Origin of the sequence: Nonomuraea sp. NPDC023979 (assembly GCF_040639085.1) — a bacterium.
GTDB lineage: Bacteria > Actinomycetota > Actinomycetes > Streptosporangiales > Streptosporangiaceae > Nonomuraea > Nonomuraea ceibae.
On sequence record NZ_JBEZZG010000005.1, the window covers coordinates 348455 to 373593 of the forward strand.

Below are 25139 nucleotides of genomic sequence, written 5' to 3' on the forward strand. Positions count from 1 at the left end.
GAGACGGTTCGTCTTGACGACGGATCCGATGGCCCTTACAGTCATCACATCGAAGGCGAGACGAACCGTCTCGTCGCTGACCGATCGGAGTCCCGTACATGCGCACCTGGTTCATCACCGGAGCCAGCCGCGGCCTCGGCCGCGCATTCGCCCTCGCCGCCCTGGAGCGCGGCGACCGGGTGGCCGCCGCCGCCCGCACCATCGCCCGGCAGGACTTCGACGACCGCTTCGGCGACCGGGTGCTCGCCCTGCCGCTGGACGTGACCGACCGCGATGCCGTGTTCGCCGCCGTGGACACGGCCGCCGCGCACTTCGGCGGGCTCGACATCGTGGTCAACAACGCCGGGATCATGTCCTCGGGCATGGTCGAGGAGTTCACCGAGGCCGAGGCGCGGGCCCAGCTCGACGTCAACCTCTTCGGGGCGATGTGGGTCTGCCAGGCGGTCATGCCGCACCTGCGCGCCCAGGGGTCCGGCCACATCGTGCAGGTCTCCAGCATCGCCGCCCTGGGCGGCTTCCCCAGCACCGGCCTCTACAGCGCGAGCAAGTTCGCGCTGGAGGGCATGAGCGAGGCGCTGGCGATGGAGGCGGCGGCCTTCGGGGTCAAGGTCAGCATCGTCCAGCCCGGCGGCTACTGGACCGACCTCTACACCAGCATGACGGCGACCGCGCCGAAGCCGGAGTACGGCCCGCTCCGCGCCGAGCTGGAGAAGCAGTGGGCCGAGGGCTCGATCGACAGCGAGCCGAGGCTGGCCGCCGAGGCGCTGCTCAAGCTCGTCGACAGCGACGACCCGCCGCTGCGGCTGCTGCTCGGCAGCATGGTGTACGACCTGGCCTTCGACATCTCGCGGCGGCGGATGGACACCTGGAGCGCCTGGGAGCAGGTCAGCCGCGCCGCCGAGCATGCCGTCCCCGCGCCCGGTGGCGACTCCTGACCCGGCCGCGCCCCCTGGGAACGCCTCAGGCCCGTGCCTCACTCGGCCGGGCGCGCCACATCGTCGCCCCCGCGGCCAGGACGAGGGCGGCGGCGAGCCAAAGGACGCCCTGGAGCGGCAGCGCGTCGACGATCGTGCCGCCCGCCAGCGCGCCGAGCCCGATCGCGAGGTTGAACACCGCCACCCACAGGGCGGTGGCCTCCTCGACCGCCTCCGGCGCCGCCTTGATCATCCACGTCTGGAGGCTGGTGGAGACGCCGCCGTAGGACAGGCCCCAGGCGAGGAGCAGCGCCACCCCGCCCACCGCGCCGGCCCCGGCCACCGGGTAGAGCAGCACGGTCGTCCCCAGGGCGGCGGCGATGGCGAGGATCGTCCGGCGCGGCCGCCCGGCCACGGCGGCCCCGGCGACGAAGTTGCCCACGACGCCGGCGACGCCGAAGGCGAACAGCAGCGGCCCGACGAACCGCGCGTCGATGCCCGACAGGTCCCGCAGCACCGGGGTGACGAACGTGTAGGCGGCGAAGTGCCCGGTCACGATCAGGAAGGTGGCCAGGATGCCGGCGCGGACGCCCGGGTTGCGGAACTGGCCGGCCAGCCGCCGGAGCCCGACGGGCCGCGCGGCGGCGAGCGGCGGCAGCACGGCCAGCAGGGCGACGAGCACGACCAGCGCGAGCGCGCTCAGCGCGCCGAAGGCGATCCGCCAGTTCGCCAGCCCGCCGATCACGGTGCCGATGGGGACGCCGAAGACGTTGGCGGCCGCGACGCCGCCGAAGATGACGGCCGTGGCCCGGGGCACGAGCGGCGCGGGCACGAGCCGTACGGCCAGGCCGCCGGCGACGGCCCAGAACCCGCCGATCGCCACGCCGACCAGCACCCGGGAGGCGATCAGGAGCGGGTAGCCGGGGGCCAGCGCGGAGGCCAGGTTGGCCGCCGTCATGAGCCCCATCAGGGCGACCAGCAGGAGCCTGCGGTCCATCCGGCCGACGAGCAGCGGCACCACCGGGGCCGCGACGGCGGCGACGACGCTCGGCACCGTGACCATCAGGCCCGCCGCGCCCTCGGACACCGCCAGCGCCGATCCGACGGGGGCGAGCAGCCCGATCGGCAGTTGTTCGGCCGTCACCAGCAGGAACGTGCCGAGGGACACCGCGGACACCGCGGTCCAGCTCCTCGCCGTGCGCGTCACGGTCATGTCGGGTCTTCCTCTCCTCATTTGGGAGCGATCGCTCCCATATGACCGCAGACCCTAGTACGGGAGCGATCGCTCCACAATTCCGGGTAGGATGACGACCATGGCGCGACCCAGGGAGTTCGACGAGCAAGAGGTGATCGCCAAGGCCACGGACCTGTTCTGGCGTCGCGGCTACAACGCCACGTCGGTCCGCGACCTCGGCGCCGAGCTCGACCTCAAGCAGAGCAGCCTCTACCGCACCTTCACCGACAAGCGCGCACTGTTCCTGCGCACGCTCGACCACTACCGGGCCACCGAGTCCACGCAGGCCGAGGAGCGGCTCAACGCGCCCGGCGCGAGCGTCGAGGTCCTGCGCGACTGGCTCCACTGGATGGTCGGCCACGACGCCGGCCGGGGCTGCTTCGTCGTCAACACGGCCGCCGAGCTCGGCACCACCGACCCCGGCGTGCGGCAGAAGACCGAGGCCGCCTTCGACGTCACCCGCGAGACCCTGGCGTCCCTGCTGCGGCGCGGCGTCCACGACGGCGACCTGCCCGCCGCACTGGACGTCGAGGCCGCTGTGGAGCTGCTGTTCACCACCGTGCTCGGGCTGCGCCTGCGCGAACGCGCCGGGCACGACCCCCGGCGCCTCGCCACGGCCATCGACTACGCCATCAGGACGATCTCCGCCGCCGACCGCTGATCAGCGGCGGGTCAGGCGCAGCGTGACCAGCTCGAACGGGCGCAGAGTCAGCGCGACAGCCCCGTCCTCGTGCGGCAACTCGCGCAGCGGCCGCTCCAGCAGGTCCGTCGCCGTCACCGTGCCGACCGGGAACCCGGCCCTGAGCGTCGTCGCCGCCCGGCCGCCGCGCGACTCGTGGAAGCGGACGACCACGTCGCCGCTGCCGTCGTCGGCCAGCTTCACCGCGGTGACCACCACGGCGTCGTCGCCGACCGTGACGAGCGGCGCCACCGGGACGTCGCCGGGCAGCTCGCGCTCGGGCAGCGTGAGGAAGTAGCCCTCGCGCACCGCGTCGCCGATCGCCGCACCCGGCACCAGCGCGTGGACGAAGGCGTGCGCCCCCTGATCGGTCTCCGGGTCGGGGAAGCGCGGCGCGCGCAGCAGCGACACCCGCACCGTCGTGGTCGTGCCGCCGTCGTCGCGCACCGCCCGGGTCACGTCGTGCCCGTACGTGGACGCGGTCACCACCGCCGCCCCCCAGCCGGTCTCCTCCACGTGGACGAACCGGTGGTTGCACGCCTCGAACCTGGCCGCCTCCCAGCTCGTGTTCGTGTGCGTGGGGCGCTGGACGTGGCCGTACTGGGTCTCGGCGGCGTAGCGGTCGGCGCGCACGTCGAGCGGGAAGGCCAACTTGAGGAACTTCTCCGTCTCGTGCCAGTCCACCTCGGTCCGCACCTCGATCCGGCCCGCGGCCAGCGTATACGTCTGGGTGACGGAGGAGGAGCCGAAGGACCGGGTGACGCGGACGGCCCGGCCGTCGGCCGTGAGGTCGTCCACGCAGGTCAGGTCGGTGACGGTGTTGCGGTAGAACTCGTCCACGTCCCAGGCGTCCCACCTGTTGGGCAGGTCCTGGTGGAGCTGGAGCAGGGCGGCGGCGTCGCCGGGCGGCAGGCTCTCGCGGCGGGCGCGGTGGTCGTAGGCGGAGACGATCAGGCCGCGCCCGTCGATCTCGGCCCGGACCAGCCCGTCGTCGAGCACGTACCCGCCACCGTCGCGCGGGCGCACGGTCGCGGCCGGCGCGGGCTCGGCGGGGGCCGCGCCGCCCGCCGGCACGCCGCGCCGGGCGTGCGGGGCCGCGTTGAACACCAGCCGCCCGCCCGCCGGGGCGTCGCCCGCCAGCGCCCGCTGCGCCGCCAGCACGATCTCCTCCAGCTCGCGCGCCAGCCGCGCGTACGTGTCGCGCGCCTCGCGGTGCACCCAGGCGATGGACGAGCCGGGCAGGATGTCGTGGAACTGGTGCAGCAGCACCGTCTTCCACACGCGGTCGAGCTGCTCGTACGGGTACGGCGCCCCGGTGCGGACGGCGGCCGTGGCCGCCCACAGCTCGGCCTCGCGCAGCAGCGCCTCGCACAGCCGGTTGCCCTGCTTGGTCCCGGCCTGGCTGGTCAGCGTGGCGCGATGCAGCTCCAGGTAGAGCTCGCCCACCCACACGGGCGGGTTCGGGTAGTCGGCCTCGGCCCTGGCGAAGAACGCGGCCGGGCTCTCCCAGGTGACGGTGGGGGAGCCCTCCAGGTCGCGCAGGCGAGCCGCCTTGCCGACCATCTCGCGCGTGGTGCCGCCCCCGCCGTCGCCCCAGCCGGTGGGCGCCAGGGAGTGGCGGGCCGCGCCCTTCTCGCGGAAGTTGCGCGCGGCGTGGGCCAGCTCGCCGCCCTTCATCGAGCAGTTGTAGGTGTCGACCGGCGGGAAGTGCGTGAAGATCCGCGTGCCGTCGATGCCCTCCCACAGGAACGTGTGGTGCGGGAACCTGTTGACCCGGCTCCACGAGATCTTCTGCGTGAGCAGGCGCCTGGCCCCGGCGGCCTTGATGATCTGGGGGAGCCCGGCGGCGAAGCCGAACGTGTCGGGCAGCCAGGCCTCCTCGTTGTCGATGCCGAACTCGTCGATGAAGAAGCGCTTGCCGTGGACGAACTGCCGGGCCATCGCCTCCGAGCCGGGCATGTTCGTGTCGGACTCCACCCACATGCCGCCCGCTGGGACGAACCGCCCCTCGGCCACCGCCTTGACGACCTGGGCCCACACCTGCGGCCGGTGCTCCTTGATCCAGGCCCACTGCTGGGCCTGCGACATGGTGAAGACGAACCCGGGCTCGTCGGCCAGCAGCGCGGTCATGTTCGCGGCGGTGCGGGCGACCTTGCGGACGGTCTCGCGCAGCGGCCACAGCCAGGCCGAGTCGATGTGGGCGTGCCCGACGGCGCTGATCCGGTGCGCGGACGGCGCGGCCGGCACGGCGAGCACCCCGGCCAGCTCGGCGCGGGCGGCGGCGGCCGTGGCGTTGACGTCCTGGAGGTCGATCCGGTCCAGGGCGCGGTCCACGGCACGCAGCACGTCCCAGCGGCGGGCGCCGTCCACCGGCAGCTCCGCCATCAGCTCGCCCAGCACCTCCAGGTCGAGGACGAGGTCCCACACGGTCCGGTCGAAGACCGCCAGGTCCATGCGGCCCAGCCGGTACAGCGGCGCGGTCCCGGCGGTGTCCCGGTCGCCGAGCGCGGTGGGCCGGAACAGGGGGTGGCCGAGGATGACCGGGTTGGAGGCGGCCTCGACGTGCAGCCGCACGCTCTCGCCGCCCCGCGCGGGCGCGGCGACGCGCACCCACTGGTTGCGCGGGTTGAGCCCCTTGACCGGGCTGCCGTCGGGCAGGTGGACGAGCCCCTCGCACTGGAAGCCGGGCATGTTCTCGTCGAAGCCCAGGTCGAGGACGGCCTCCACGATGCGGCCGCGCCAGGCCGCGGGCACGGTGCCGGTGACGGTGAACCAGCTCGTGCCCCACGGCGCGCCCCAGGCGTCGCCGGCGGCGATCGGGGCGGGGACGGCGGCCAGCCCCTCGGCCACGCTCACGGGCTCGCCGGGCGCGTGCCACACGGCCACGTCCAGGGGCACGGACTCCGGGTACACCGCGGGGCGGATGCGCTCGTCGAGCACCCGCTTGAGCCGGGCTTCGACCAGCGCGCGGTCGTCATGCATGGGAACTCCTCGGTGGGGTGACGGGGCTCGGCGCGTACGGTCCCCGGCGGGCAGGGTGACCGCATGGGTTAGCATGGCCGTCATGGAGATCGAGGTCGACAGAATCTAGCCACCGAGCTGCCGGTGGCTTCCATCGGCGCAGGGCGGGTGCCCGCGCCGGTGCATGACCGTTTCTCCCGACGCGGGAGTGTGTGTCCGCCCTGTGGGGTGTCGACCCGCCGCGTCCGGGCTCTCCGGCACGCTCGCACCGGTTCCGGTCCCCGATTCGTGCCCGCGAACGCGCGAATCCCCTCCGTAGCTGACGGGAAGAGCACTTCACCCATGTCCAAGTCTGTCATCACCTTCCGCGACCTGTCCTTCGAGTGGCCGGACGGCGCCGTCGCGCTCTCGGGCGTCAACGGCACGTTCGGCGCCGGGCGCACCGGCCTGATCGGCCGCAACGGGGCCGGGAAGTCGACGCTGCTGCGCCTGATCGCCGGCCTGCTGAAGCCGACCTCGGGACACGTCGAGACCGCCGGCGAGGTCGGTTACCTGCCGCAGACGCTCACGCTCCGGCACGACACGACGATCGCAGAGCTGCTCGGCATCGACGAGGTCATCGCCGCGATCAGGGCCGTCGAGTCCGGCGACGTCGACGAGCGCCACTTCGACACGATCGGCGACGACTGGGACATCGAGTCCCGCGCCGACGAGGCCCTGCACCAGATCGGGTTCACCGCCGCGGACCTCGGCCGCCGCGTGGCCGAGGTCTCCGGCGGGGAGGCGATGCTCATCGCGATCACCGGGCTGCGCGTCCGCCGCACCCCGATCACGCTGCTCGACGAGCCCACCAACAACCTCGACCGGCCGACCCGCGCCAAGCTCGCCGGCTTCGTCGACCAGTGGCCGGGCACGCTCGTCGTGGTCAGCCACGACCTCGAACTGCTGGAGCGCATGGACCACACCGCCGAGCTGCACGCCGGCTCCCTCGACACCTTCGGCGGCCCGTACAGCGCCTGGAAGGAGCACCGGGAGCAGGAGCAGGCGGCGGCTGTCCAGGCGGCGCGGTCGGCCCAGCAGGCGCTCAAGGTCGAGAAGCGGCAGCGGATCGAGGCCGAGACGAAGCTGGCGCGCAGGGAGCGCACCGCGAAGAAGACGCAGAAGGACGGCGGCATCCCGCGCATCCTGGCGGGCAACCGCGCCAGCCGGGCGCAGGCGTCGGCCGGGTCGTTGCGCTCCACGCTCGACGACAAGGTGCAGGCCGCGCAGGCGGCGGCCGACGCCGCCGACGCGCGGGTGCGCGACGAGGAGCACATCAGCCTGGTGCTGCCCGATCCTGGCGTGCCGCGCGGGCGGCGGATCGCCGAGCTGCACGACGGGGACCTGACCGTGGTGATCCAGGGGCCGGAGCGGGTGGCGCTCGTCGGGGCCAACGGCAGCGGCAAGTCGACGCTGGTCGAGCAGCTTCTCCGGGGCTCGGAGCCCGTGCCCGGCAGGCCGTACGGGCGGCTGCTGACCGAGCTGGTCGGCTACCTGCCGCAGCGGCTCGACGGGCTCGACGACGAGGCGAGCGCGATGGCGAACGTGGGCGCGGTCGCCCCCGGGGCGGCGCAGGGCACGATCCGCAACCAGCTCGCCCGGCTGCTGCTGCGGGGCGACAGCGCCGACCGCCCGGTGCGCACGCTGTCGGGCGGCGAGCGGTTCCGCGTCGCGCTCGCGCGGCTCCTGCTGGCGGAGCCGCCCGCCCAGCTCCTGATCCTGGACGAGCCGACGAACAACCTCGACCTCGCCAGCGTCGAGCAGCTCGCCGAGGCGCTCGACGCCTACAGGGGCGCGCTGCTCGTCGTCAGCCACGATGTCGCGTTCCTGGAGCGGATCGGCGCCGGGACGGTCGTGGAGCTCGACGGGGAGGGCCGGATGCGGCAACGCCGCGACCTGACCGGGTGACGACTCACCCGGACCGTTCCATATCCCCACTACCTCCTATTTCCTCTGTTTACTGCAATTCCAGACAATGCCTGACTATTTTCGGAATGCTTAATATCCGATATCTGCGCCCCGAATTCCGCTTGCCGGTGCCATACTGGGCACTGGCAAGCTCGTGGGAGCGCTCCCATGAGGAGGTCTGACGAGAGGCGCGCGATCCGAATGACGGCCTACGACGGGCCCCCGTCACGCCGGTGGGCAGCTCACGTGTGGTGGATCGCCCTGGCCGTGGGCGCCGGCGGCTTCGTGTTCGTCTGGCTCGCCACCCCGCACGCCCGGGAGATCGGCAACACCTGGGACCTCGTCGCCCGGCTCGCCGCCTTCGTCTGCCTGTGCGTCGCGATCGCGTTCTTCCCGTACGTGTCGCCGCGCCTGCACTGGCTGCTCTGCGTGCCGTTCCTGTTCTTCACCGGCTATCTCATTCCGCGCGTCAGCTGGTTCTATTACGGCGACGGCGCACGGCTCCAGGGCGACAGCTTCTACACCCATCTCTATCTGCTGCTCTATCCGGGAATCGTGCTCACCGTCGCCTCCGCCTACCGGCTGGCCGGCGGCAGCCCCGGCCGCACGCTGAAGATCATGGCCAGCGGCGTCGTCATCGTGTTCTCGGGGTTCCTGGACGTCATGTGGCAAGTGGTCAACCCCGTCGAGATCCCCGAGCTGATCGACGCCCCGCACATCAACCTGTTCACCGGCGGTCCCATCTCGTTCGGCGCGGCGATCGTCTTCACGCTCGCGCACGTCCCGATCGTCGTGGTGATCAACCTGCTGCCCCTGGACCGCTGGATCGGCCGCCTGCTCGCGCCCCGGCCCTGAGGCAGGCGTACGACTTCACGGAGGTGACCCTTGCCCCGCACCATCGACGTCTCGGTCGCGGCGCCCGCCTACAACGAGGCGGCCAACATCGCGGCCTCCGTCCGGGAGTGGCGCGACTACCTGCGCGGCCATCCGGCGGTGGGCGCGTGGGAGATCGTCGTGTGCGACGACGGCAGCTCCGACGGGACCGGCGCCATCCTGCGCGACCTGCGCAAGGACGTGCCGGAGCTGGTCGTCGTCACGTTCGGCCGCAACCGGGGCGCCGGGGCGGCGATCGCGGCGGCGATCGCCGCGACCCGCCTGGACTGGGTGGTGCTGCTCGACTCCGACGGCCAGTTCCCGATCGCCGAGCTGGACCGCTTCCTGCCCCGCGCGCTGGCGGGCGACGGCGTGGCGTTCTCCGGGGCCCGGCTCAGGAAGGCCGACAGCCTCCCCTACCGGTGGGGGTCGGCCGCCAGCGGCGCCGTCAGCAACGCCCTGCACGGCACCCGCTTCCGCGACTTCAACTCCATCTTCAAGCTGGTACGCGGCCCGCTGCTGCGCTCGGTGCCGCTCGAATCCGGCGGCATGAACTGCTCCACCGAGATCACCGCCCGCGTCACCGAGCTCGGCCACACCTGGGTGGAGATCCCCATCCGGCACCGCGCACGCGGCGGCGGCCGGCGCGGCTGGCGGTTCGCGCGCGGCGCGCTCGACCGCGCACTGTTCGTCGCCTACCTCGGCTTCCGGCACCGGCTGTTACGCCGCGGGGTGCTGCGCGCGCCGCTGCCCGCCGAGGAGCGCTGATGGCCGGCCCGCAGCAGCAGGCCCCGTGGCGGGTCACGATGTTCGGCGGCGGCCGGGGCGCGGCCAGCATCGCCCGCCGGCTGCTCGCCACGCCCGGCACCGCGCTCACCCTGCTGATCAACGGCTACGACAACGGGCTGTCCACCGGGGCGCTGCGCCGCTACCTGCCGGGCATGCTCGGCCCGTCGGACTTCCGCAAGAACCTGCTGCTCCACCTCGACGCCGGAGACCCGCGCCTGGTCCTGCTGGAGCGCCGGCTGCCCGGCGGCGCCACCCCGGCCGACCTGGGCCGCCTGATCGACGAGCTGGCGGCGGCCGGGCCCGGCATGGAGCCGATCGTGCGCGACCTGAAGGTGTTCGCCGCCCGGCTGGCCGCCCGCCCGGACGGGCTCGACCTGGCCGACTGCGCGCTCGGCAACCTCGTGCTCGCCGGGGCGTACCTGCGCCTGGACCGAGACTTCAACGCGGCCGTGCGCGCCTGCGCCGAGATGTTCGGCTCGCCCGTCGCCCTGGAGAACGTGACCGGCGGCGAGAACGCCTACCTGGCGGCGGTCAAGGCCGACGGCACGCTGCTGGCCGACGAGGCCGACATCGTCGCCCCGCAGAGCGCCGAGCCGATCACCGGGCTGTTCCTCCTGAGAGAGCCGATCACCGGCCCGCTCACCGGCCCCGAACTGGCCCGGCGGGCCGCCTCGATCACGCCGAACCCGCGCGCGCTGGCCGCGCTGCGCGACACCGACCTCATCGTGTACGGGCCGGGCACGCCGCACTCGTCGCTGCTGCCGAGCTACCTGACGCCGGGCGTCGCCCAGGCGATCGCGGGCAGCCGGGCGGCGGCCAAGGTGTTCGTCGTGAACCTGCGCGACGACCACGACAGCCAGGGCCTGACCGCCGCCGACCTGGTCGGCCGCACGCTGACGTACCTGGGCGACCCGGGCAACGAGCGCGGCACCGTCACCCACGTGCTGTGCCACGGCCGGACGCCCCCGCCCCGCGCCGGGCTGGCGGGAGCCCGCTGGGTGGCGGCCGACCTGGAGGACGAGCGCAGGCCGGGCACGCACAGCGGCGCCCGCACGGTGGAGGCGCTGGCGGCGGTGCGGGCCGGGACGAGCCTGGCGCGGGCCGGATGAGCGCCCCGCTGCGAGCCGCCGTCTCCGGACGGCGGGTCTGGCTGTGCGACCTCGACGGGACGCTGGTGGACTCCGGCCCCGCCCACGAGGCCGCGTTCCGGCAGGCGATCGCCGAGCTCGCGCCCGCCGCGCTGGCCTCCTTCCGCTACGCCGCGCACGCCGGGGCGAGCACCGCCGAGGTGGCCGCCCGGCTGGTCGCCGACCCGGACGTGGCCGCCGAGCTGGCCCGGCGCAAGCAGCTCCGCTACCGCGAGCAGGTGGCGGCGGGCCGGGTCGCGGTCTTCCCCGGCGCGCACCGGCTCCTCGGCGCGCTCGCCCGCGCGGGCCTGGCCGCCTACCTGGTGACCAGCGGCAGCCGGGGCTCCGTCGAGCGCGTCCTCGCGGCGAGCGGGCTGGGCCGTCACTTCGCCGGCGTGCTCACCGCCGACGACGCCGCCTCGGCCAAGCCCGACCCGGAGTTCTACGTCCACGCCTGCCGCCTGTGGGGCGTCGACGCGGCCGACGCCGTGGCGGTGGAGGACTCGGGGCACGGGGTGGCGTCCGCGACCGGCGCAGGGCTGGTCACGCTGCACGTCCACACGGCCGCGCCGGCCCCGGGAGCGGTGGCCGTACGCGATCTGCGCGAGCTCGTGACCGTCGTGGAACAGGCCGTCGAACGAGAGGTGAGTGCCGGTGAGTGACCGGATCTGCGCGGTGATCCCGGCGGCCGGCCGGGGGACCAGGCTGGGCCAGGCCATCCCCAAGATCATGATCGAGGTCGCGGACGGCGTCACCGTCTGGCACCTGCTCCACCGGCGGCTGCGGCCGTCCGTGGCGCACGTCCACGTCGTGCTCTCCCCGGACGGGGTGGGGCCGTTCCGGGAGCTGGCTGCCGCCGAGCTCGCCACCGGCGCGGTGTCGGTGAGCGTGCAGCGCGAGCCGACCGGCATGGGCGACGCGATCTTCGGCGCGGCCCCGCACTGGCGCGGCCACGACGCTATCCTCGTCGTCTGGGGCGACCAGGCCAACCTGTCGCCGGTCACCGTCCGCGCCGTGGCCGCCGCCCACACCGGGCCGGGGGTGACGCTCCCGCTGGTGGCGATGGCCGACCCGTACGTGGAGTACGAGTTCGGGCCCGCCGGGCTGACCCGGGTGCTGATGTCACGCGAGGGCGACCGGTGCCGTCCGGGCGGGCTCAGCGACATCGGCGTGTTCTGCCTGGCCACCGCCGGGCTGGAGGAGGCGTGGGCCCGCTACGCGGCGGGGGCCGGGCGCGGCGCGGCGACCGGCGAGGCGAACTTCCTGCCGTTCCTGCCGCACCTGGCGCAGGATCTGGCCTGGCCGGTGCGGGTGGTGCCGGTGGCCGACCCGGACGAGGCGCGGGGCATCAACACGCCCGCCGACCTGGAGTTCGCCCGCCGGGCCCACGCGCGGTGGGCGACCTGACCGCGCCGCGCGCCCGCCTGGCCGGACTGCTCGACCGGCACCGGTGGGCGGCGGGTCCCACGCTGGTGAGCACGGTGGCCAGCGGCACCGCCGCCGCCACCACGCTCGTCATCGCCCGGGGCGCCGGGGCCGCCGCGTTCGGCCACTTCACCGTCGTGCTGACGATCGCGCTGATCGTCACCGTCGCCATGCTCACCAGCCTGCACTACGTCATGCTCCAGGAGCTGCCGCGCGCCGACCCGGCCGACCGGCCCGCGCTGGTCACCACCGCGGTGCTGGCCACGCTGGCGCTGAGCGTCGCGCTGGCGGCGGCGGGCCTGCTGGCCGCGCCGCTGCTGACGGGCCTGCTCGGGGTCGACGTCCGCACGCTCGGGTTCGCGCTGGCGCTGGCGCTGTCGATGACGCTCAACCAGCTCACCGAGAGCCTGCTGCGCGGGCTGGCCCGCTACGCGTTCGTGGCCTGGCTCAAGCTCGGCGTGGCGCTCGCCTACCTGGCGGCGGCCGGCTTCTGCCTGCTCGTGCTCGGCGTGCGCGACGCCGAGCCGTACCTGGTGGCGCTGATCGCCACCAACCTGCTCCTGGCCGCCGTCGCCGTGGCCGCCGCCGGGGTGCGGCCGCGTGCCTGGTCGGCGCCGCTGGCCAGGGCGCTCTACCGGCACGGCGCGTACGTGACGGCCATCGCCGCGCTCACCTCGGTGCTGTTCGGCGTGGACGTGATCTTCCTCAACCACTGGTCGGCCCCGGCCGACGTCGGCGTGTACTCCGTCTACAACGGCTTCCCCAAGCGGCTGCTCGGCGTGGTGTTCACCGACGGGATCGGACTGGTGCTGCTGCCCGCGCTCGCCACCAGCGACAAACCCGCCGTCATGCGGCGCATCGCCCGGATCGCCCCGCTGGTCGGCGCCGCCACGGCGGTGTTCGCGTTCGCGGCGAGCACGGTGTTCTTCCTGCTGATGGGGGCCGAGTACCCGTACGCCGTCGGCCTCATGGCGCTGTCGGCGGCCGGGATCGGCGCCCACATGGTGTTCAACCTCTACGCCGTCGCCCTGCAGATGGACGGGGTGCGCGGCGCGCGGGTGCTCGTCGGCTGCCTGCTGGCCGGGTCGCCGGCGGCGCTGGCCGTCCAGGTGGCGTGCATCGCCTGGTGGGGGCTGACCGGCGGGCTGCTGGCGTTCGCGCTGTCCAATGTCATCCTCGTGGCCGTCGTCGGCGTCGTGGCCGCGCGGCTCTACCGTCGCCCGGAGGCCGAATGATGAGGATCGCCTACATCGTCAACCAGTTCCCGCCCAACATCACCGCCGGGCTGGGCCGCTACGCCGAGCTGATCACCCCGTACCTGGCGCGCGGGCACCGGCTGGCCGTCTTCACGCTGAACGACGGCCGCCAGACGGCCGAGGAGCGGCTGCCGGGCATCACCGTGCACCGGCCGCTGGGCCGCCTCCTCGGCGCGATCGGCCGGCGCAGGCGGCTCAACCGCACCAAGGGCGTGGAGTTCCTGCTGCTGGCGCTGACCGTGGTGGCGAGCAACTGGCGCTACTTCCTGCGGCTGCGCCGGTCGGCGCGCCCCGACCTGGTCGCGGTGCACGACTCGACGAACTTCCTGGCTGCGCTGCTGTGCCACTACGCGCTGCGGCTGCCGGTCGTGCTGCACGTCCACACGACCGAGTACGGGGTCGCCGAGCAGCGCAGCATCCCGGACCCGCTGGGCCTGTTCGCGGCGCTGGAGCGGTGGCTGGCGCGGATCTCGCGCCGGGTGGTGGTGGCCACGCCGGAGGTGCGCGACCAGCTCGTGGCGGCCGGGTGGGACCGCACGCCGATCGACGTGGTGCCGCTGGGCGGCACGTTCGAGCACCTGGTCGCCGATCCGGGCTTCGACCGGGCCGGCCTGGATGAGGCGGCGGCGGGCCTGCGGATGCGGCTGGGGATCGCGGCGGGCGATCCGGTGCTGCTGTTCGTCGGCCGGATCGAACGGCAGAAGGGCGTCTACCAGCTCCTGGAGGCGCTGCCGGAGATCGCCGCCGGGCTGCCGGGCGTGCGGCTGGTGCTGGTGGGCGAGGGAGACGTGGCGGGCGTCGAGCGGATCGCCGCCGCGTCGGGCCTGAGCGTGCTGGCCCCGGGCCGGTTCGTCGGCGGGCGGGAGCTGCTGGAGTTCTACGCGATGGCCGACGCGTGCGTGTTCCCGTCGCTGTTCGAGCCGTTCGGGCTGGTGGCGACCGAGGCGATGGCGCTGGGCAGGCCGGTGGTGCTGGGCGACGGGTTCTCGCGGATCTTCCTCGGCGACCCGGACCGGCCGGCGTGCCGGTTCGTCCGCGCCGGTGATCCGGCCGACATCGCGCGCGGCGTGCTGGCGGTCATGACCGACGCGCGGCTCGCCGGGGAGCTGGCCGAGCGCGGCAGGCGGCTGGTGAGCGAGGGCCTGAGCTGGGAGCGGGCCGCCCGCGAGACCGTGGCGTGCTACGAGGCCGCGCTCGGGCGGCTCACGCGTACCTCTTCCTGAGCCCCGGCAGCACCCGCAGCGACCCGACGGCCAGCCCGGTCACGAGCACCACGTGCACGGCCAGGTGCACGCCCATGAAGTACGCGGTGAACGCCGGGCCGCGCCTGCCGTGCACGAACCGGACCAGCTCCACGTCGGCCAGCACGAACCCGGCCACCAGCGCGGCGGGCACGGCGAGCAGCGCGGGCGACAGCAGGCCGAGCGGCAGGCACGCCAGCGCGAGCGCGCAGGCCAGGATGCCCGTGGGCCGGTTGGCGTGCTCGGGCTTGGCTGCGCCGCGCCGGCTGGTGGCCAGCGCGAGCGGGATCAGCGGCAGCGCGCGCCGCCACTGCTCGCCGAGGATCGGGAGCAGGTCGCTGCCGTCGTCGTGCCTGCCGACCACGGTGTCGGTGAGCACGATCCGGCTGCGGACGGCCAGGCGGCTGCTGTACTCGACGTCCTCGCAGTCGCGCAGGCTCTCGTCGAAGCGGCCGGCGCCGAGCAGGACGTCGCGGCGGATGGCGGCCAGCGCGAACACGACGCTGTTGACCTCGCCCAGGTGGCGGCGCCGCCAGTGGACGGCGTGCAGGATGCGGTACCACTCGGCGGGGCCGTCGTCGATGAGCGGCTCGGTGTCGTACACGCCGTGCACGCAGCCCACGTCCGGGTCGCCGTCGAGGATCGCCAGCGCGTTGGCGACGGCGTCGGGCCGCAGCGCCACGTCGGAGTCCAGGTAGAAGATCACGTCGCCGGTGGTGGCGTCGGCGCCGGTGTTGCGGGCGGCCGACACGCCGCGGTTGACGGGCATCCGCACGACCCGGCAGCCGAGCTTCTCGGCCAGCTCGGCCGAGCCGTCGGTGCTGGCGTCGTCGACGACGACGATCTCGTCGGGCAGCCGGGTCTGCGAGAGCACGGCCTCCAGGCACAGGCGCAGGGTCTTGGCAGCGTTGTAGCAGGGCACGATCAGGGACACGGTGGTCATGGTGGCTCCCGGCCGGGACGCGACTGTCGATCAAGGATGGCACAGGGGCCGCCGCGTACGTCCTGGTTATGTGTGATCTGTCAGGACTTGTCAGGCGGGAAGTGCTGCCCGGCGACGCGCAGCCGCAGCGCCGCCGTACGGGTGTGGCCTCGGGCGCCGCGCAGCTCCACCTTGACCGACTTCCCGGCCCTGCGCACGCCCCGGTCGGCCTCCGCGACCGAACGCACCTCCCACGGCAGCGTGATCCGCACCTCGTCGGCGCTCCGCGACGGGTCCGAGACCGCGAGCCGCAGCCGGTCGTGGTCGCGGCGGAGCACCAGCGCGCACGGACCGTCGGCCTTCAGCGGCCCGTACGGGGTCTCGACCGTCGCCGCTCGCCAGAAGACGGCGGCGAGCAGGTCGTCGCGGGCGATCGCCTGCACCGACCCGGAGTTGGCCAGGACCTCCACCCGGCCCCGGTAGGCCGCGGTCTGCGTGACGCGGGCGCCGGGCAGCACGGCGTAGGCGTACCGCGCCCTGTCCGGGTCCTCGCCGTGGTCGATCACGATCGTCGTGTAGTGCCGGGTGAGCGGGGTGCCGTCGCCGCCCGTGGTGGCGCCCCTGTCGATGTCGCGCCAGCGGCCGGTGCGCTTCTCCCGGACCACCTTCGGCTTCGCGCCGTCGAGCAGCGCGTAACCGCCCACACCGGCCAGGTGCACCCAGCCGTCGCCCCGGGTCAGCGGCGGATGGCGGTCGTGGGTGTTGCGGTTCTCCACGACGGTCTCGACGCGGCGGCCGTCGGAGGCGGCGATGCCCGTGCCGAGCGCGACGACCGCGTCGTCCAGCAGGAACCACGCCTTCTTGGCCCGCAGCGAGGAGCCCTTGGCGACCAGCTTCATCGCCGCCACGCCGTACTCGCCGTCGAGCGCCACCCCGCCCGCCCACGGCGTCGGCGGCAGGCGGCGCTCGCCGTGCCGCAGCTCGCCGCGCCTGCGCCTGTCGACCGTCGTGCCCGGCAGCCGGTACGGGTCGATCGTCGGCCACAGCTCGTCGTTCCAGTGCGTGAGGTCGTCGGTGTAGAGGTACGTCATGCCGTCGCCGGTGTACCAGCCGCGCAGGTTCTCCCGGTTCATGGCCTCGGCCGCGCCGATCCGCTCCGAGCTCATCGCGATCGCGAACGCCCAGGTGGGGCGGTGGTGCACGACCCGGTCCATGTCGGCGAACACGTACGTGCCCGTCAGGCGCGGGCCGACCGGCACCGACGGGTCCTCCAGCAGGGCGCGGGCCTTGGCGATGCTCGCCAGCGGCGCGAGCGACTCGTACGGGATCGCCCGGTTGCGGGTCAGCCAGCCCTTCACCAGCGGCTTCCAGCGCCGGGCGTGACGTTCGGGGGCCGCCTCCAGCAGGGTGAGGACGGCCTCGACGGTCTTCTGGCCCGCGTGGTAGTCGCGGTGGCCCTGCCGCGAGATCGCCCGGCCGCGCACGCAGTCCATCATCAGCCCGTCGACGACGAACGGCAGGAAGGAGCGGTCCACGATGTCGTAGACGTTCCCGATGTCGCGGATCTCCCAGGGGGAGCGGGCCAGCATGGCGATCAGCTTGGCCACGCTCTCCAGGTAGTCCACGCCGTAGCTGCCGTTGTACGGGTACACGTCGTGCTGGATGAACGACCCGTCACGGTAGAAGCCGTCACCCGGGCCCCGGGTCGTCCGCAACAGGTCGGAGACCGCGTCCTTGGCCCGCCTGACCAGGCGCGCGTCGTGGGTGAGCAGACCGCGCATCGCCACCGCCATCGCCTTGCCCGCCCGGTTGGCGCCGGTCTCCACGACGCCGGGATGGCTGACGCGCCGCTCCGGGTCGGGGCACCATCGCCGCACCGGCCGCAGCCAGCGCCTCAGCCGGTCGCCGGGCAGGCCGTCGTACAGCAGGGCGCAGGTGTCGGTCAGCGAGCGCGGCACGCCGATCTCCCACCAGAACCAGTTGCTGCCCCGCCGGTCGAGCCCCTCGTGGTAGGCGTGCTCGTACAGGAAGTCCAGCGCCCTGACCGCGGTCTCGGCGACCCGCTCGTCCCGGTGCATGGCGGTGCCCGGCGTGGCCCAGCCCAGCGCCAGCGTGCGCATGCGGTTGTAGGCGCGGTTGAAGTTGCCCGTGCGGGGGTCGTCCAGCGGCAGGTCGGGCCAGAGGCTGGGGCGGCGGCCGCCCGACGGCTTCAGCTTGCGCAGCACCGCTTTGGCCGAACCCTCGACGGCCCGCGTCTCGGCGGCGTAGTCGGCGTCGAACCGCCCGCCGGCCAGCAGGCTCACCCACCGCTCGCGCGCGGCGTCGAACGCGGCCCGCCGTGCCGCCCCACTGGCCGGTTCGTCCCAGAGGGCGACTCCGGCCACGGCCGCGGCGCCCAGCAGGGCGGCCCGCCGGCTGAGGGGGTGGGACATGGGCGCCTTCCGACAATCGGGCCAAATACCAAACGAAAGGATCATATGTCGACAGGGGAGCGGCCTTCCGGCTCCGCGACCTCCCCTGCCCTGACATCAGCCTCGATCACCTGGTGTCCGACCGCCGCCTTCCGGGCCGCCCGTGCCGGGCTCAGCTGTATGCGAACAGGTCCTGCGGTACGCCGGCCGCCCGGAAGAGGTGGTCGCGTGACGCTTCGAGCTCGCGGCGCAGCCGGCCCAGGTCCGCGCCGAGCAGCCGCCCCCGCCACTTGCGGACCCGGCCGGCGACGATCACGGTCTCCACGTTGGTGCGGTCCATCAGCGACACGACCGCGCCGGGCACGCTGTTGAGCGGGGCGACGTTGAGCGCCGTGGCGTCGAGCAGCACGAGGTCGGCCTGCTTGCCGGGCGTGAGCGTGCCCGTGCGCGCGCCGAGCCCGAGGTGCGCCGCGCCGTTGACGGTGGCGTAACGCAGCACGTCGCGGACCGTGAGCAGCTCCGGCGTGCCCTCGGCCGGGGTCGGCCAGTTGCCGGGCGGCACGAGGTCGCCCTGGTCCAGGACGAGCTGGTTGACGACCATCCGCTGCATGATCATGGCCGAGCGCATGAGCGTGAACGGGTCGGCGGCCATCGTCGTCTCGACGTCGGAGCTCAGCGAGGGCTCCATGCCGAGCTCCTGCATCTTGAGGATCGGCGGGGTGCCGTGCCGCATCACCATCTCGATCGGGAAGGCGAGCGAGACCTGCGCGCCCGCGTCCCGGAACGTCTTCCACGTCCGGTCGGACATGCCGGTCATGTGGATGAAGAGGTTGTCCGGCCCGACCCGCACCCCGGCGGTGCCCGCGGCGATCTCGTCGAAGACCGGCCGCATCCCCCACGAGCCCACCGAATGAGCGGCGATCCGCACGCCGAGCTCGCGGGCGATCGCCCAGGACCGGGTGTACGTCTCCCGGCCGAGGTGCAGCTCGCCGCCCATGACCAGGGTCACGAGCTGGTCGTCGGAGGGGAACCAGCGCTCCCGGATGCGGCGGGCGTCCTCCGGGTAGCGGGCGCCGGGGCGGCCGTCGCCCTCGAAGTAGCCGAACGCGGCCCGCCGCCCGGTGTCGATCAGCGCCTGGACCGCCGCGTCGGAGTGCTCGGGGGAGTGGTGGATCTGCGAGACGTCGAGGACCGTGGTGACCCCCGCGTCGAGCTGCGAGAGCCCGCCGAACAGCGCGTTGACGTACACGTCCTGCGGCCGGTAGACCCGCGCGAACCCTTGCAGGATGTGCTCGCCGTAGTTGGGCCGGGCGCTCGGCGAGCCCGAGCCGTCGTCCAGCAGCAGGCCGTTGGCCAGGAACGCGCGCTCGGCCGTCTCGAACAGATGGTGGTGCGTGTCGACGAACCCCGGCATGACGATGCGCCCGCGCGCGTCGATCACGTCCGCGCCGGGCGCGTCGACGCGGCGCGCGACCGCGGCGATCCTCTCGCCTTCGACCAGGACGTCGGCGGTCTCGAAGTCGCCCACCGCCGGGTCCATCGACATCACGGCCCCGCCCCGGACGACATAGCGGCGCCCCCGGCGGCCGCTGTCCTTCGGCGGCGGCGGCTCGGCGGCGGAGGCGGGGGACGCGGTCAGCAGGCCCGTGCCCGCCACCGCGGCCGAGGTCTTCAGGAAGGCGCGCCGCCCGACGTGGTTCTTCCGGCTCGTCATAAGGCTGCTCCAACAGTGAGTTGATGTATCAACCGGAGCGTACGTCATCGAGTGGACATGTCAACTCACTGGTAGGGTGGACGTCATGGCGCAGCTGGGATTGACCGAACGCGAACTCCGCGCGTGGCGGACCTCGTTCCGGATGGTGGAGCTGCTGCGGGCCCGCATCGAGCAGCAGCTCCAGGCCGTCGGCGGCCTGTCCAACGCCGACTACACCGTGCTCGCGCTGCTCTCGGAGGCGCCCGGCAGGCGCATGCGCTCCTACGAGCTCGCCCGCGTGGCCGGCTGGGAGAAGAGCCGCATGCACCACCAGCTCACCCGGATGAGCGGGCGGGGCCTGGTCGTCCGGGAGCCGTGCGGCTCGCGCGGCATCGAGGCCGTGCTCACCGAGGACGGGCTCGCCGCGCTCCGGAAGGCCGCGCCGGGGCACGCCGAGGAGGTCCGCCGCCTGTTCGTCGACCGTCTCACGCCGGAGGAGCTCGACCGGTTCGCCGCCCTGGCCGCCAAGGTCCTCGACAGCCTGGAGGCCGACCGGCCGCCCCGCCCGTGACGGCGGCGACCGGGGCGACGGGGGCCGGTCAGGTCTGGGCGAGCGCGTCCGCGCTCAGCCGGACGCACAGGTCCCACACCGCGCGCTGGTTGCGCTCGTCGAGCGCGCTCGCCGGCAGCGGCTTGCGGCGGCACCGGTCGTCGAAGTACGCGCCGGTGACGCCCTCGACCTCCCGGCTCGCCGCGGCGTGGACGCTGGAGCGGGCCGAGCGGGTCAGGTCCGACAGGAACAGCGGCGCGATCACCTTCAGCACCAGCGGCGCGATCGGCCGGTAGAGCACCGGGAAGGCGACGATCGGCGTCGACCGGTTCATCGGCGTGTAGCCGTGCCCCGGATAGACCACGTTGGCCGTCACCCCCGTACCGTCCAGTTCCCGGGCGAGCCGGGCCGTCAGCGCCATCGTCATCGTCTTGGTGTGGTTGTAGTGGCTGAACGTCCACCCGAGGAGACGGCGCTCGCCCTGGAGGTTGCCGTGGTCGACGGGGCCGCCGGGGATGCCCCCCGTCAGGTTGACGACCCGGGCCCGGCCGGCCCGCCGCAGCCGGGGCAGCAGCAGGTGGGTGAGGGTGAAGGGGGCCAGGACGTGCGCGGCGAACATCTTCTCCACGCCGTCGGCGGTCAGCTCCCGGCGCGGCGTGTTCACGCCCACGTTGTTGACCAGCACGTCGAGCGCGTCGCAGCGCTCGGCGACCCCGGCCGCGAGCCTGACCAGCCCGTCGAGGGTCGTGACGTCGGCGGTGAGCGCGGTCACCCGGTCGTGCCCGGCCCCGGCGCGCACCTCGCGCTCGGCCCGCCGGGCGCGGCCCTCGTCGAGCCCGGCCAGGATGACGGACGCTCCCCGCGCGGCCAGGCCGCGTGCCGTCTCCAGGCCGATCCCGCCGGTGCTGCCGGTGATCAGCGCGGTCTTCCCCGTCAGGTCGTTCGGTGCCATCGGTGTCCTCCTCGGTAGGGCGGCGTCAGGCCGCGATCAGGTCGCGGGTGAGGTCGTGCAGGCGCAGCGCGTCCTGCCGGTCGAAGGCCCGGCCGTCCGGCGACAGCCGGCGCCTCTGCCAGTGCGCGGTGAAGGGCTCGCCCGGAGGGTCGTCCAGCAGCGCCGCCATGGGCGCGATCGCCTTCGGCACCGAGGTGGCGAACAGCGTGAAGAACGCCTTCGCCACCGCCCGCAGCGGCTGCGGCAGGCTCGCGGGCATGCCGGTGGAGACCACGCCGGGGTTGTAGCCGACGTACGGGACGCCGCCCCCGGCATGACGGACGCCGAACGCGACCCCGAGCAGGTCGTTGGCCCGGAAGGACTGCAGGGTCGCCCTGGCCCCGCTGTAGCGGCGCGCGAGTTGCAGGTCGTCCCAGTGGATCCGGCCCAGCGGCACCCCGGGCGTGCCCACGTTCATGATCACCGGGCGCGGGGCGGCCCGCAGCGCGTCGTGCAGGCCGTGGCTCAGCACGTAACGGCTGAGGTAGGCGAGCGCGAAGCTGTGCTCGAAGCCCTCCGGGGTGACCGCCCGGCCGCCGAAGAGCCGGTAGCGCTGGGCGCAGAGGACGAGCTTGTCCACGACCGGGTGCTCGCCGGTCAGCCGGTTCACCAGGTCCCGGGTGGCGGCCACCGAGGTCAGGTCGGCGCGGACGAAGGCGGCCCGCCCGGCCGGCAGGGCCGCGGCCTCGGCGAGCAGGGCCCGGCCCTTCTCCGGGGTGCTGCCGACGGCGATCACGTGGGCGCCCTGCCGGAGGTAGTGGAGGGCCAGCCCCTTGCCGAGCCCGTCGGTGCCTCCGGTGATGACCACGGTCTGCATGCTTCACCTGCTTCCGCTCGGAAGTGGATACGACATATCCGCTTATGTTCGGCAGCCTAACACGAAGCGGATATGATGTATCCAGTTAGCCGACGGACGGGATGCCATGAGCGAAGAGACACCGCCACTGCGCCGCGACGCCGAGCACAACCGGCGGCGCACGCTGGCGGCGGCACGGGAGGTGTTCGCCGCGCGCGGACTGCAGGCCACGCTCAACGACGTCGCCCACCACGCGGGGCTCGGCGTCGGCACCGTCTACCGGCGCTTCCCCAACAAGGAGGTCCTGGCCGAGGCCGTCTACGCGGGCAAGCTCGACGAGCTGCGCGCCACGGCGCGCGACGCCCTGACCGGCCAGGACGCCGGCCGGGCGCTCACCGCGTTCCTCGAACACGCGCTGGAGCTGGCCGCGACCGACCGGGGGCTGCGTGAGCTGATGCGGCAGGGCGCCGGCGACAGCGAGCAGATCGCCCGCGCCCGCGAGGGCATCGCGGAGTCCTGCGGCCTGCTCATCGCCCGAGCCCGGGAGCAGGGCACGATCCGCGCCGACCTCACGGTGGACGACATCGCGCCCATCGTGACGATGATCGACTCCGTCATGGACCTGCCGTCCACCGGCGGCACGCAGCCCTGGCGCCGCTACCTGGCGCTCGTCCTCGACGGCCTGCGCCCCTGACCCTGACTCTCAGCTTGTCACCATGCCCATGACGAGGTTGATCGCGGTGGCCAGGATGCTGGTGCCGAACACGTACGACAGCAGCGTGTGCCGCAGCACGATCGAGCGGATGGCCGAGCTCGACACGTCGGTGTCCGACACCTGATAGGTCATGCCGAGGTTGTAGCTGAAGTAGAAGAAGTCCCGGTAGGCCGGCGGCTGCTCCGAGTTGAAGTCGATCCCGCCCGACGCCGTGTAGTACACGTACGCGTAGCGGGCCGCGTACATCAGATGCAGCGCCGCCCACGCCAGGAAGACGCCGAACAGCGCGGTCGCGGCGGCGGCGTGGCCGGCGTCGGGCTCCCCGCGCACGAGCAGCAGCACGATCGCGACCAGCCCGCACAGCGCCACCGTGACCACGACGATCTCCTCCACGATGGGCAGGAAGTCCTCGCGCCGCGCGTTGCGGTGCGTGGCCGCCGCGTCCATCGGCCACATCACCGCCCAGCCCGCCAGCACGAAGAGCAGCTCCGTCACGGCGATGCCGGCCAGGATCCCCAGCGGGGCGTCGGCCGGCACCCCGACGGCGACGCCCGCCGCCACCCCGATGACCACCGCGCCCGCGAGCCGGCGCACGGCCCCCAGCGGCAACCAGATGCTCATGCGTCACCACTCTAGCCCGCATCGTCGCAGGTCAGCCGGGGTGCCGCGGCTTGACCGCGAATTTGCGCCCCAAGGCGCGACGGCACCCGGATCCGCCGCCTCCTCGTCCGTACGATGGCGCGTGAACGACGGGGGAGATCGTGGAGCTGCAGCCGGTCAAGCAGTTCATCGAGGCGTCCGGCACGCTGCTCGACCTGCTCGGCGTGCTCGTCATCGTGGCCGGGACGGTCATCGCCAGCGTCTCCTTCTGGCGGCGCGCGGCGCGCCAGCGGGCCGCCACCGCCTACCCCGCCTACCGCCGTGCCGTCGGGCGGACCATCCTGCTCGGCCTGGAGCTGCTGGTCGCCGCCGACATCATCAAGACCGTGGCCATCGCGCCCACGTTCCAGTCGGTGGGCGTCCTGGCCGCCGTCGTCCTCGTGCGGACCTTCCTCAGCCTCTCCCTCCAGGTCGAGCTGGAGGGCCACTGGCCGTGGCGCAACCCGTCACCGCCACGGGACCCCGGGACGTGAGCGGGCCCGTTCCTGTCGGCCCCGGCTGATATCGATGATCTCGCAAGGTTCCCTCGACGCATGGAGCTGCGGGATGGCGACGGTCACCTTTCGCGACGAGACGGCAGCCGGGAGACCGCTGGCCGAGTTCGAGCTGCCCGGCCTGCCGGAGAGCATCCCGGCCCGGGAGCTGCTGCGGCTGCGCGTCAGGGAGGAGGTCGCCCGGCACAACGCCCGCCCGGAGGCCCGCTTCACCGGCCTGGTCCGCCCGTCGGCGGCCGAGACGGAGCTGAACGGGCCGCACCGGCTCGACTGGGAGAAGCAGGCGGACGCCGCCGAGCGGGCCTTCCTGCGCAACGGGTTCGTGCTGCTGATCGGGGACCGCCAGATCGAGGACCTGGCCGAGATCGTCGACCTCACCGCCGACCCGGTGGTGTCGTTCATCAAGCTCGTCCCGCTCGTCGGAGGCTGACCCGCCCGGGCGGCGGGTCAGGCGACGGGGACCCGGCCGAGGCGGCGGGTCAGGCGACGGGGACCCAGCCGAACCGGCCGCCGGGGCCCGGCTCGGCCCGGCCGAAGACCACGTCGGCGAAGTGGCCGCCGTAGCCGATCGTGCCGGGGCGGCTCAGCTCCTCGACGAGGCGGCGGCGGTGCCGGGCGGACTCGACGGGGTCGTGGTCGATCCCGCACGACCATTCGGGGTGGGTGACCTGGACGGGCGCGTGCAGGGCGTCGCCGAACGCGATGAGCCGCCGGTCGCTCCCGGTGATCGTGTAGGCGGTGTGCCCGACGGTGTGCCCGGGGGCGAACGAGGCGCGGACGCCGGGGAAGATCTCCTCGCCGTCCTCGACCGGGCGCACCCGGGGTTCCAGGACGGCGAGCCTGGGGTCGCCGGCGAGGTCGCGCCGCGCCCATTCCGGCGCCGCGACCAGGTGGGCGGCGTGCGCGAACGGAGGCGCGTCCCGGCCGGGCGCGTTGCTCCAGGCCCAGCCCAGATGGTCGCTGTGCAGGTGGGTGATGGCGACGGCCTCGATCCGCTCCGGGTCGCGGCCCAGGCCGCGCAGGCTGTCGAGCAGGCCGCCGCCGTACAGCTTGCCCAGCAGCGGGTTGTCCGGGTCGTCGGGGCGGGACTCGGGCCCGAACCCGGCGTCGACGAGCATCGCGCGGTCGCCGCGCTCGACGAGCAGGGCGCCGATGCCCGCGACGAGGAGGCCGTCGCCGTCGAGGTGGTCGCGGTGGCGGGCCCAGTCGGCGCCGGTGGCGGCGGGCAGCCAGCCGCCCGGCTTGAGCCGGACCAGCCCGTCCGGGACGTACGTGACCGTCAGGCCGCCCAGGTCGAGCGAGCGGACGCGGGGCGCGCGGGTCAGCCGTGCGCGGTCGAAAGCGGTCGTCGTCACCATGATTCCTGCCTCGGTGCTCAGGGGGAACGCCGCCCTGGACGGCGGCGCCGACAGAAAGTTACAACTAGAACGGTTCTAATTGCAATCATTCGAGTTGTAGTAG

Annotated in this window: 23 protein-coding genes; 14 read left to right on the forward strand and 9 right to left on the reverse strand. The window is 73.8% G+C overall.

What is annotated here, in order from left to right:
• Positions 1 to 98: 98 nt before the first annotated feature.
• Entirely contained in the window at positions 99 to 935 is an 837-nt protein-coding gene (locus tag AB0G11_RS13240; protein ID WP_357585856.1) for an SDR family oxidoreductase, read from the forward strand.
• Positions 936 to 960: 25 nt separating this feature from the next.
• Here the strand turns inward: AB0G11_RS13240 and AB0G11_RS13245 are convergent, their stop codons facing one another.
• On the reverse strand, positions 961 to 2127 hold the full coding sequence (locus AB0G11_RS13245) for an MFS transporter (protein WP_357585858.1): 1167 nt from the start codon (positions 2125 to 2127) through the stop codon (positions 961 to 963).
• Positions 2128 to 2227: 100 nt separating this feature from the next.
• On the opposite strand from AB0G11_RS13245, the gene AB0G11_RS13250 reads away from it, so the two are divergent.
• The gene (locus AB0G11_RS13250; RefSeq protein WP_219514773.1) at positions 2228 to 2809 is read left to right on the forward strand and encodes a TetR/AcrR family transcriptional regulator; all 582 of its coding nucleotides are present in this window, start codon (positions 2228 to 2230) and stop codon (positions 2807 to 2809) included.
• Here AB0G11_RS13250 and AB0G11_RS13255 read toward each other — a convergent pair whose 3' ends face one another.
• On the reverse strand, positions 2810 to 5809 hold the full coding sequence (locus AB0G11_RS13255; RefSeq protein ID WP_357585860.1) for a glycoside hydrolase family 38 C-terminal domain-containing protein: 3000 nt from the start codon (positions 5807 to 5809) through the stop codon (positions 2810 to 2812).
• Between the two features lie 321 nt (positions 5810 to 6130).
• On the opposite strand from AB0G11_RS13255, the gene AB0G11_RS13260 reads away from it, so the two are divergent.
• The 8 genes from AB0G11_RS13260 (at position 6131) to AB0G11_RS13295 (ending at position 14428) form a co-directional block, all read left to right on the forward strand.
• The gene (locus AB0G11_RS13260) at positions 6131 to 7735 is read left to right on the forward strand and encodes an ABC-F family ATP-binding cassette domain-containing protein (RefSeq protein ID WP_219514770.1); all 1605 of its coding nucleotides are present in this window, start codon (positions 6131 to 6133) and stop codon (positions 7733 to 7735) included.
• A 246-nt stretch (positions 7736 to 7981) separates the two neighbouring features.
• Positions 7982 to 8590, forward strand: coding sequence for a hypothetical protein (locus tag AB0G11_RS13265; protein WP_308126123.1), 609 nt, complete (start codon positions 7982 to 7984; stop codon positions 8588 to 8590).
• Positions 8591 to 8620: 30 nt separating this feature from the next.
• The gene (locus tag AB0G11_RS13270) at positions 8621 to 9376 is read left to right on the forward strand and encodes a glycosyltransferase family 2 protein (RefSeq protein WP_219514768.1); all 756 of its coding nucleotides are present in this window, start codon (positions 8621 to 8623) and stop codon (positions 9374 to 9376) included.
• Complete coding sequence (locus AB0G11_RS13275) at positions 9376 to 10506, forward strand: 2-phospho-L-lactate transferase CofD family protein (protein ID WP_357585862.1); 1131 nt, start codon at positions 9376 to 9378, stop codon at positions 10504 to 10506. The genes AB0G11_RS13270 and AB0G11_RS13275 overlap by 1 nt, the downstream gene beginning before the upstream one ends.
• Positions 10503 to 11186 carry an HAD family phosphatase gene (locus AB0G11_RS13280; protein ID WP_357585864.1) on the forward strand — a complete coding sequence of 228 codons (684 nt, stop codon included), beginning with the start codon at positions 10503 to 10505 and terminating at the stop codon, positions 11184 to 11186. Before AB0G11_RS13275 ends, AB0G11_RS13280 begins: the two co-directional genes overlap by 4 nt.
• Positions 11179 to 11931: an NTP transferase domain-containing protein gene (locus tag AB0G11_RS13285; RefSeq protein ID WP_357585866.1), complete on the forward strand. Its 753-nt coding sequence runs from the start codon at positions 11179 to 11181 to the stop codon at positions 11929 to 11931. The genes AB0G11_RS13280 and AB0G11_RS13285 overlap by 8 nt, the downstream gene beginning before the upstream one ends.
• Positions 11919 to 13184: a hypothetical protein gene (locus tag AB0G11_RS13290; RefSeq protein ID WP_357585868.1), complete on the forward strand. Its 1266-nt coding sequence runs from the start codon at positions 11919 to 11921 to the stop codon at positions 13182 to 13184. Before AB0G11_RS13285 ends, AB0G11_RS13290 begins: the two co-directional genes overlap by 13 nt.
• Positions 13181 to 14428, forward strand: a complete 1248-nt coding sequence (locus AB0G11_RS13295; protein WP_357585870.1) for a glycosyltransferase family 4 protein — start codon at positions 13181 to 13183, stop codon at positions 14426 to 14428. The genes AB0G11_RS13290 and AB0G11_RS13295 overlap by 4 nt, the downstream gene beginning before the upstream one ends.
• Here the strand turns inward: AB0G11_RS13295 and AB0G11_RS13300 are convergent.
• From AB0G11_RS13300 to AB0G11_RS13310, 3 genes are all read right to left on the reverse strand, one after another.
• A complete protein-coding gene (locus AB0G11_RS13300) occupies positions 14409 to 15389 on the reverse strand; it encodes a glycosyltransferase family 2 protein (protein WP_357585872.1) in 981 nt (326 codons plus the stop codon). The genes AB0G11_RS13295 and AB0G11_RS13300 overlap by 20 nt on opposite strands.
• An 80-nt stretch (positions 15390 to 15469) precedes the next feature.
• Entirely contained in the window at positions 15470 to 17800 is a 2331-nt protein-coding gene (locus AB0G11_RS13305; protein WP_357585874.1) for a polysaccharide lyase 8 family protein, read from the reverse strand.
• A 151-nt stretch (positions 17801 to 17951) separates the two neighbouring features.
• Positions 17952 to 19493, reverse strand: coding sequence for an amidohydrolase family protein (locus tag AB0G11_RS13310; RefSeq protein ID WP_357585876.1), 1542 nt, complete (start codon positions 19491 to 19493; stop codon positions 17952 to 17954).
• Between the two features lie 85 nt (positions 19494 to 19578).
• Between AB0G11_RS13310 and AB0G11_RS13315 the strand changes: the two genes are divergently transcribed.
• Complete coding sequence (locus AB0G11_RS13315) at positions 19579 to 20043, forward strand: MarR family transcriptional regulator (RefSeq protein ID WP_357585878.1); 465 nt, start codon at positions 19579 to 19581, stop codon at positions 20041 to 20043.
• Between the two features lie 28 nt (positions 20044 to 20071).
• Here the strand turns inward: AB0G11_RS13315 and AB0G11_RS13320 are convergent, their stop codons facing one another.
• Together AB0G11_RS13320 and AB0G11_RS13325 are read right to left on the reverse strand one after the other, a co-directional pair.
• Positions 20072 to 20974, reverse strand: coding sequence for an SDR family NAD(P)-dependent oxidoreductase (locus tag AB0G11_RS13320; RefSeq protein ID WP_357585880.1), 903 nt, complete (start codon positions 20972 to 20974; stop codon positions 20072 to 20074).
• Between the two features lie 25 nt (positions 20975 to 20999).
• Positions 21000 to 21830, reverse strand: a complete 831-nt coding sequence (locus tag AB0G11_RS13325; RefSeq protein WP_357585883.1) for an SDR family NAD(P)-dependent oxidoreductase — start codon at positions 21828 to 21830, stop codon at positions 21000 to 21002.
• Between the two features lie 106 nt (positions 21831 to 21936).
• Here AB0G11_RS13325 and AB0G11_RS13330 point away from each other — a divergent pair, with 106 nt between their 5' ends.
• A complete protein-coding gene (locus AB0G11_RS13330) occupies positions 21937 to 22503 on the forward strand; it encodes a helix-turn-helix domain-containing protein (protein WP_357585884.1) in 567 nt (188 codons plus the stop codon).
• A 9-nt stretch (positions 22504 to 22512) separates the two neighbouring features.
• On the opposite strand, the gene AB0G11_RS13335 is transcribed toward AB0G11_RS13330, so the two are convergent.
• Complete coding sequence (locus AB0G11_RS13335; RefSeq protein ID WP_357585886.1) at positions 22513 to 23145, reverse strand: DUF1345 domain-containing protein; 633 nt, start codon at positions 23143 to 23145, stop codon at positions 22513 to 22515.
• A gap of 140 nt (positions 23146 to 23285) precedes the next feature.
• On the opposite strand from AB0G11_RS13335, the gene AB0G11_RS13340 reads away from it, so the two are divergent.
• Positions 23286 to 23657: a DUF1622 domain-containing protein gene (locus AB0G11_RS13340; protein ID WP_308126223.1), complete on the forward strand. Its 372-nt coding sequence runs from the start codon at positions 23286 to 23288 to the stop codon at positions 23655 to 23657.
• Between the two features lie 73 nt (positions 23658 to 23730).
• Positions 23731 to 24108, forward strand: coding sequence for a hypothetical protein (locus AB0G11_RS13345; RefSeq protein ID WP_357585888.1), 378 nt, complete (start codon positions 23731 to 23733; stop codon positions 24106 to 24108).
• A gap of 49 nt (positions 24109 to 24157) precedes the next feature.
• Here AB0G11_RS13345 and AB0G11_RS13350 read toward each other — a convergent pair whose 3' ends face one another.
• The gene (locus tag AB0G11_RS13350) at positions 24158 to 25036 is read right to left on the reverse strand and encodes an MBL fold metallo-hydrolase (protein ID WP_219518334.1); all 879 of its coding nucleotides are present in this window, start codon (positions 25034 to 25036) and stop codon (positions 24158 to 24160) included.
• Between the last annotated feature and the right edge of the window lie 103 nt (positions 25037 to 25139).

Excerpts from the sequence above, each read along its gene's own strand:
- AB0G11_RS13240 (WP_357585856.1), top strand. The coding sequence starts at position 99 with ATGCGCACCTGGTTCATCACCGGAGCCAGCCGCGGCCTCGGCCGCGCA.
- AB0G11_RS13245 (WP_357585858.1), bottom strand. The coding sequence starts at position 2,127 with ATGACCGTGACGCGCACGGCGAGGAGCTGGACCGCGGTGTCCGCGGTG.
- AB0G11_RS13250 (WP_219514773.1), top strand. The coding sequence starts at position 2,228 with ATGGCGCGACCCAGGGAGTTCGACGAGCAAGAGGTGATCGCCAAGGCC.
- AB0G11_RS13255 (WP_357585860.1), bottom strand. The coding sequence starts at position 5,809 with ATGCATGACGACCGCGCGCTGGTCGAAGCCCGGCTCAAGCGGGTGCTC.
- AB0G11_RS13260 (WP_219514770.1), top strand. The coding sequence starts at position 6,131 with ATGTCCAAGTCTGTCATCACCTTCCGCGACCTGTCCTTCGAGTGGCCG.
- AB0G11_RS13275 (WP_357585862.1), top strand. The coding sequence starts at position 9,376 with ATGGCCGGCCCGCAGCAGCAGGCCCCGTGGCGGGTCACGATGTTCGGC.
- AB0G11_RS13280 (WP_357585864.1), top strand. The coding sequence starts at position 10,503 with ATGAGCGCCCCGCTGCGAGCCGCCGTCTCCGGACGGCGGGTCTGGCTG.
- AB0G11_RS13295 (WP_357585870.1), top strand. The coding sequence starts at position 13,181 with ATGATGAGGATCGCCTACATCGTCAACCAGTTCCCGCCCAACATCACC.
- AB0G11_RS13300 (WP_357585872.1), bottom strand. The coding sequence starts at position 15,389 with ATGACCACCGTGTCCCTGATCGTGCCCTGCTACAACGCTGCCAAGACC.
- AB0G11_RS13305 (WP_357585874.1), bottom strand. The coding sequence starts at position 17,800 with ATGTCCCACCCCCTCAGCCGGCGGGCCGCCCTGCTGGGCGCCGCGGCC.
- AB0G11_RS13310 (WP_357585876.1), bottom strand. The coding sequence starts at position 19,493 with ATGACGAGCCGGAAGAACCACGTCGGGCGGCGCGCCTTCCTGAAGACC.
- AB0G11_RS13315 (WP_357585878.1), top strand. The coding sequence starts at position 19,579 with ATGGCGCAGCTGGGATTGACCGAACGCGAACTCCGCGCGTGGCGGACC.
- AB0G11_RS13320 (WP_357585880.1), bottom strand. The coding sequence starts at position 20,974 with ATGGCACCGAACGACCTGACGGGGAAGACCGCGCTGATCACCGGCAGC.
- AB0G11_RS13325 (WP_357585883.1), bottom strand. The coding sequence starts at position 21,830 with ATGCAGACCGTGGTCATCACCGGAGGCACCGACGGGCTCGGCAAGGGG.
- AB0G11_RS13330 (WP_357585884.1), top strand. The coding sequence starts at position 21,937 with ATGAGCGAAGAGACACCGCCACTGCGCCGCGACGCCGAGCACAACCGG.
- AB0G11_RS13335 (WP_357585886.1), bottom strand. The coding sequence starts at position 23,145 with ATGAGCATCTGGTTGCCGCTGGGGGCCGTGCGCCGGCTCGCGGGCGCG.
- AB0G11_RS13345 (WP_357585888.1), top strand. The coding sequence starts at position 23,731 with ATGGCGACGGTCACCTTTCGCGACGAGACGGCAGCCGGGAGACCGCTG.
- AB0G11_RS13350 (WP_219518334.1), bottom strand. The coding sequence starts at position 25,036 with ATGGTGACGACGACCGCTTTCGACCGCGCACGGCTGACCCGCGCGCCC.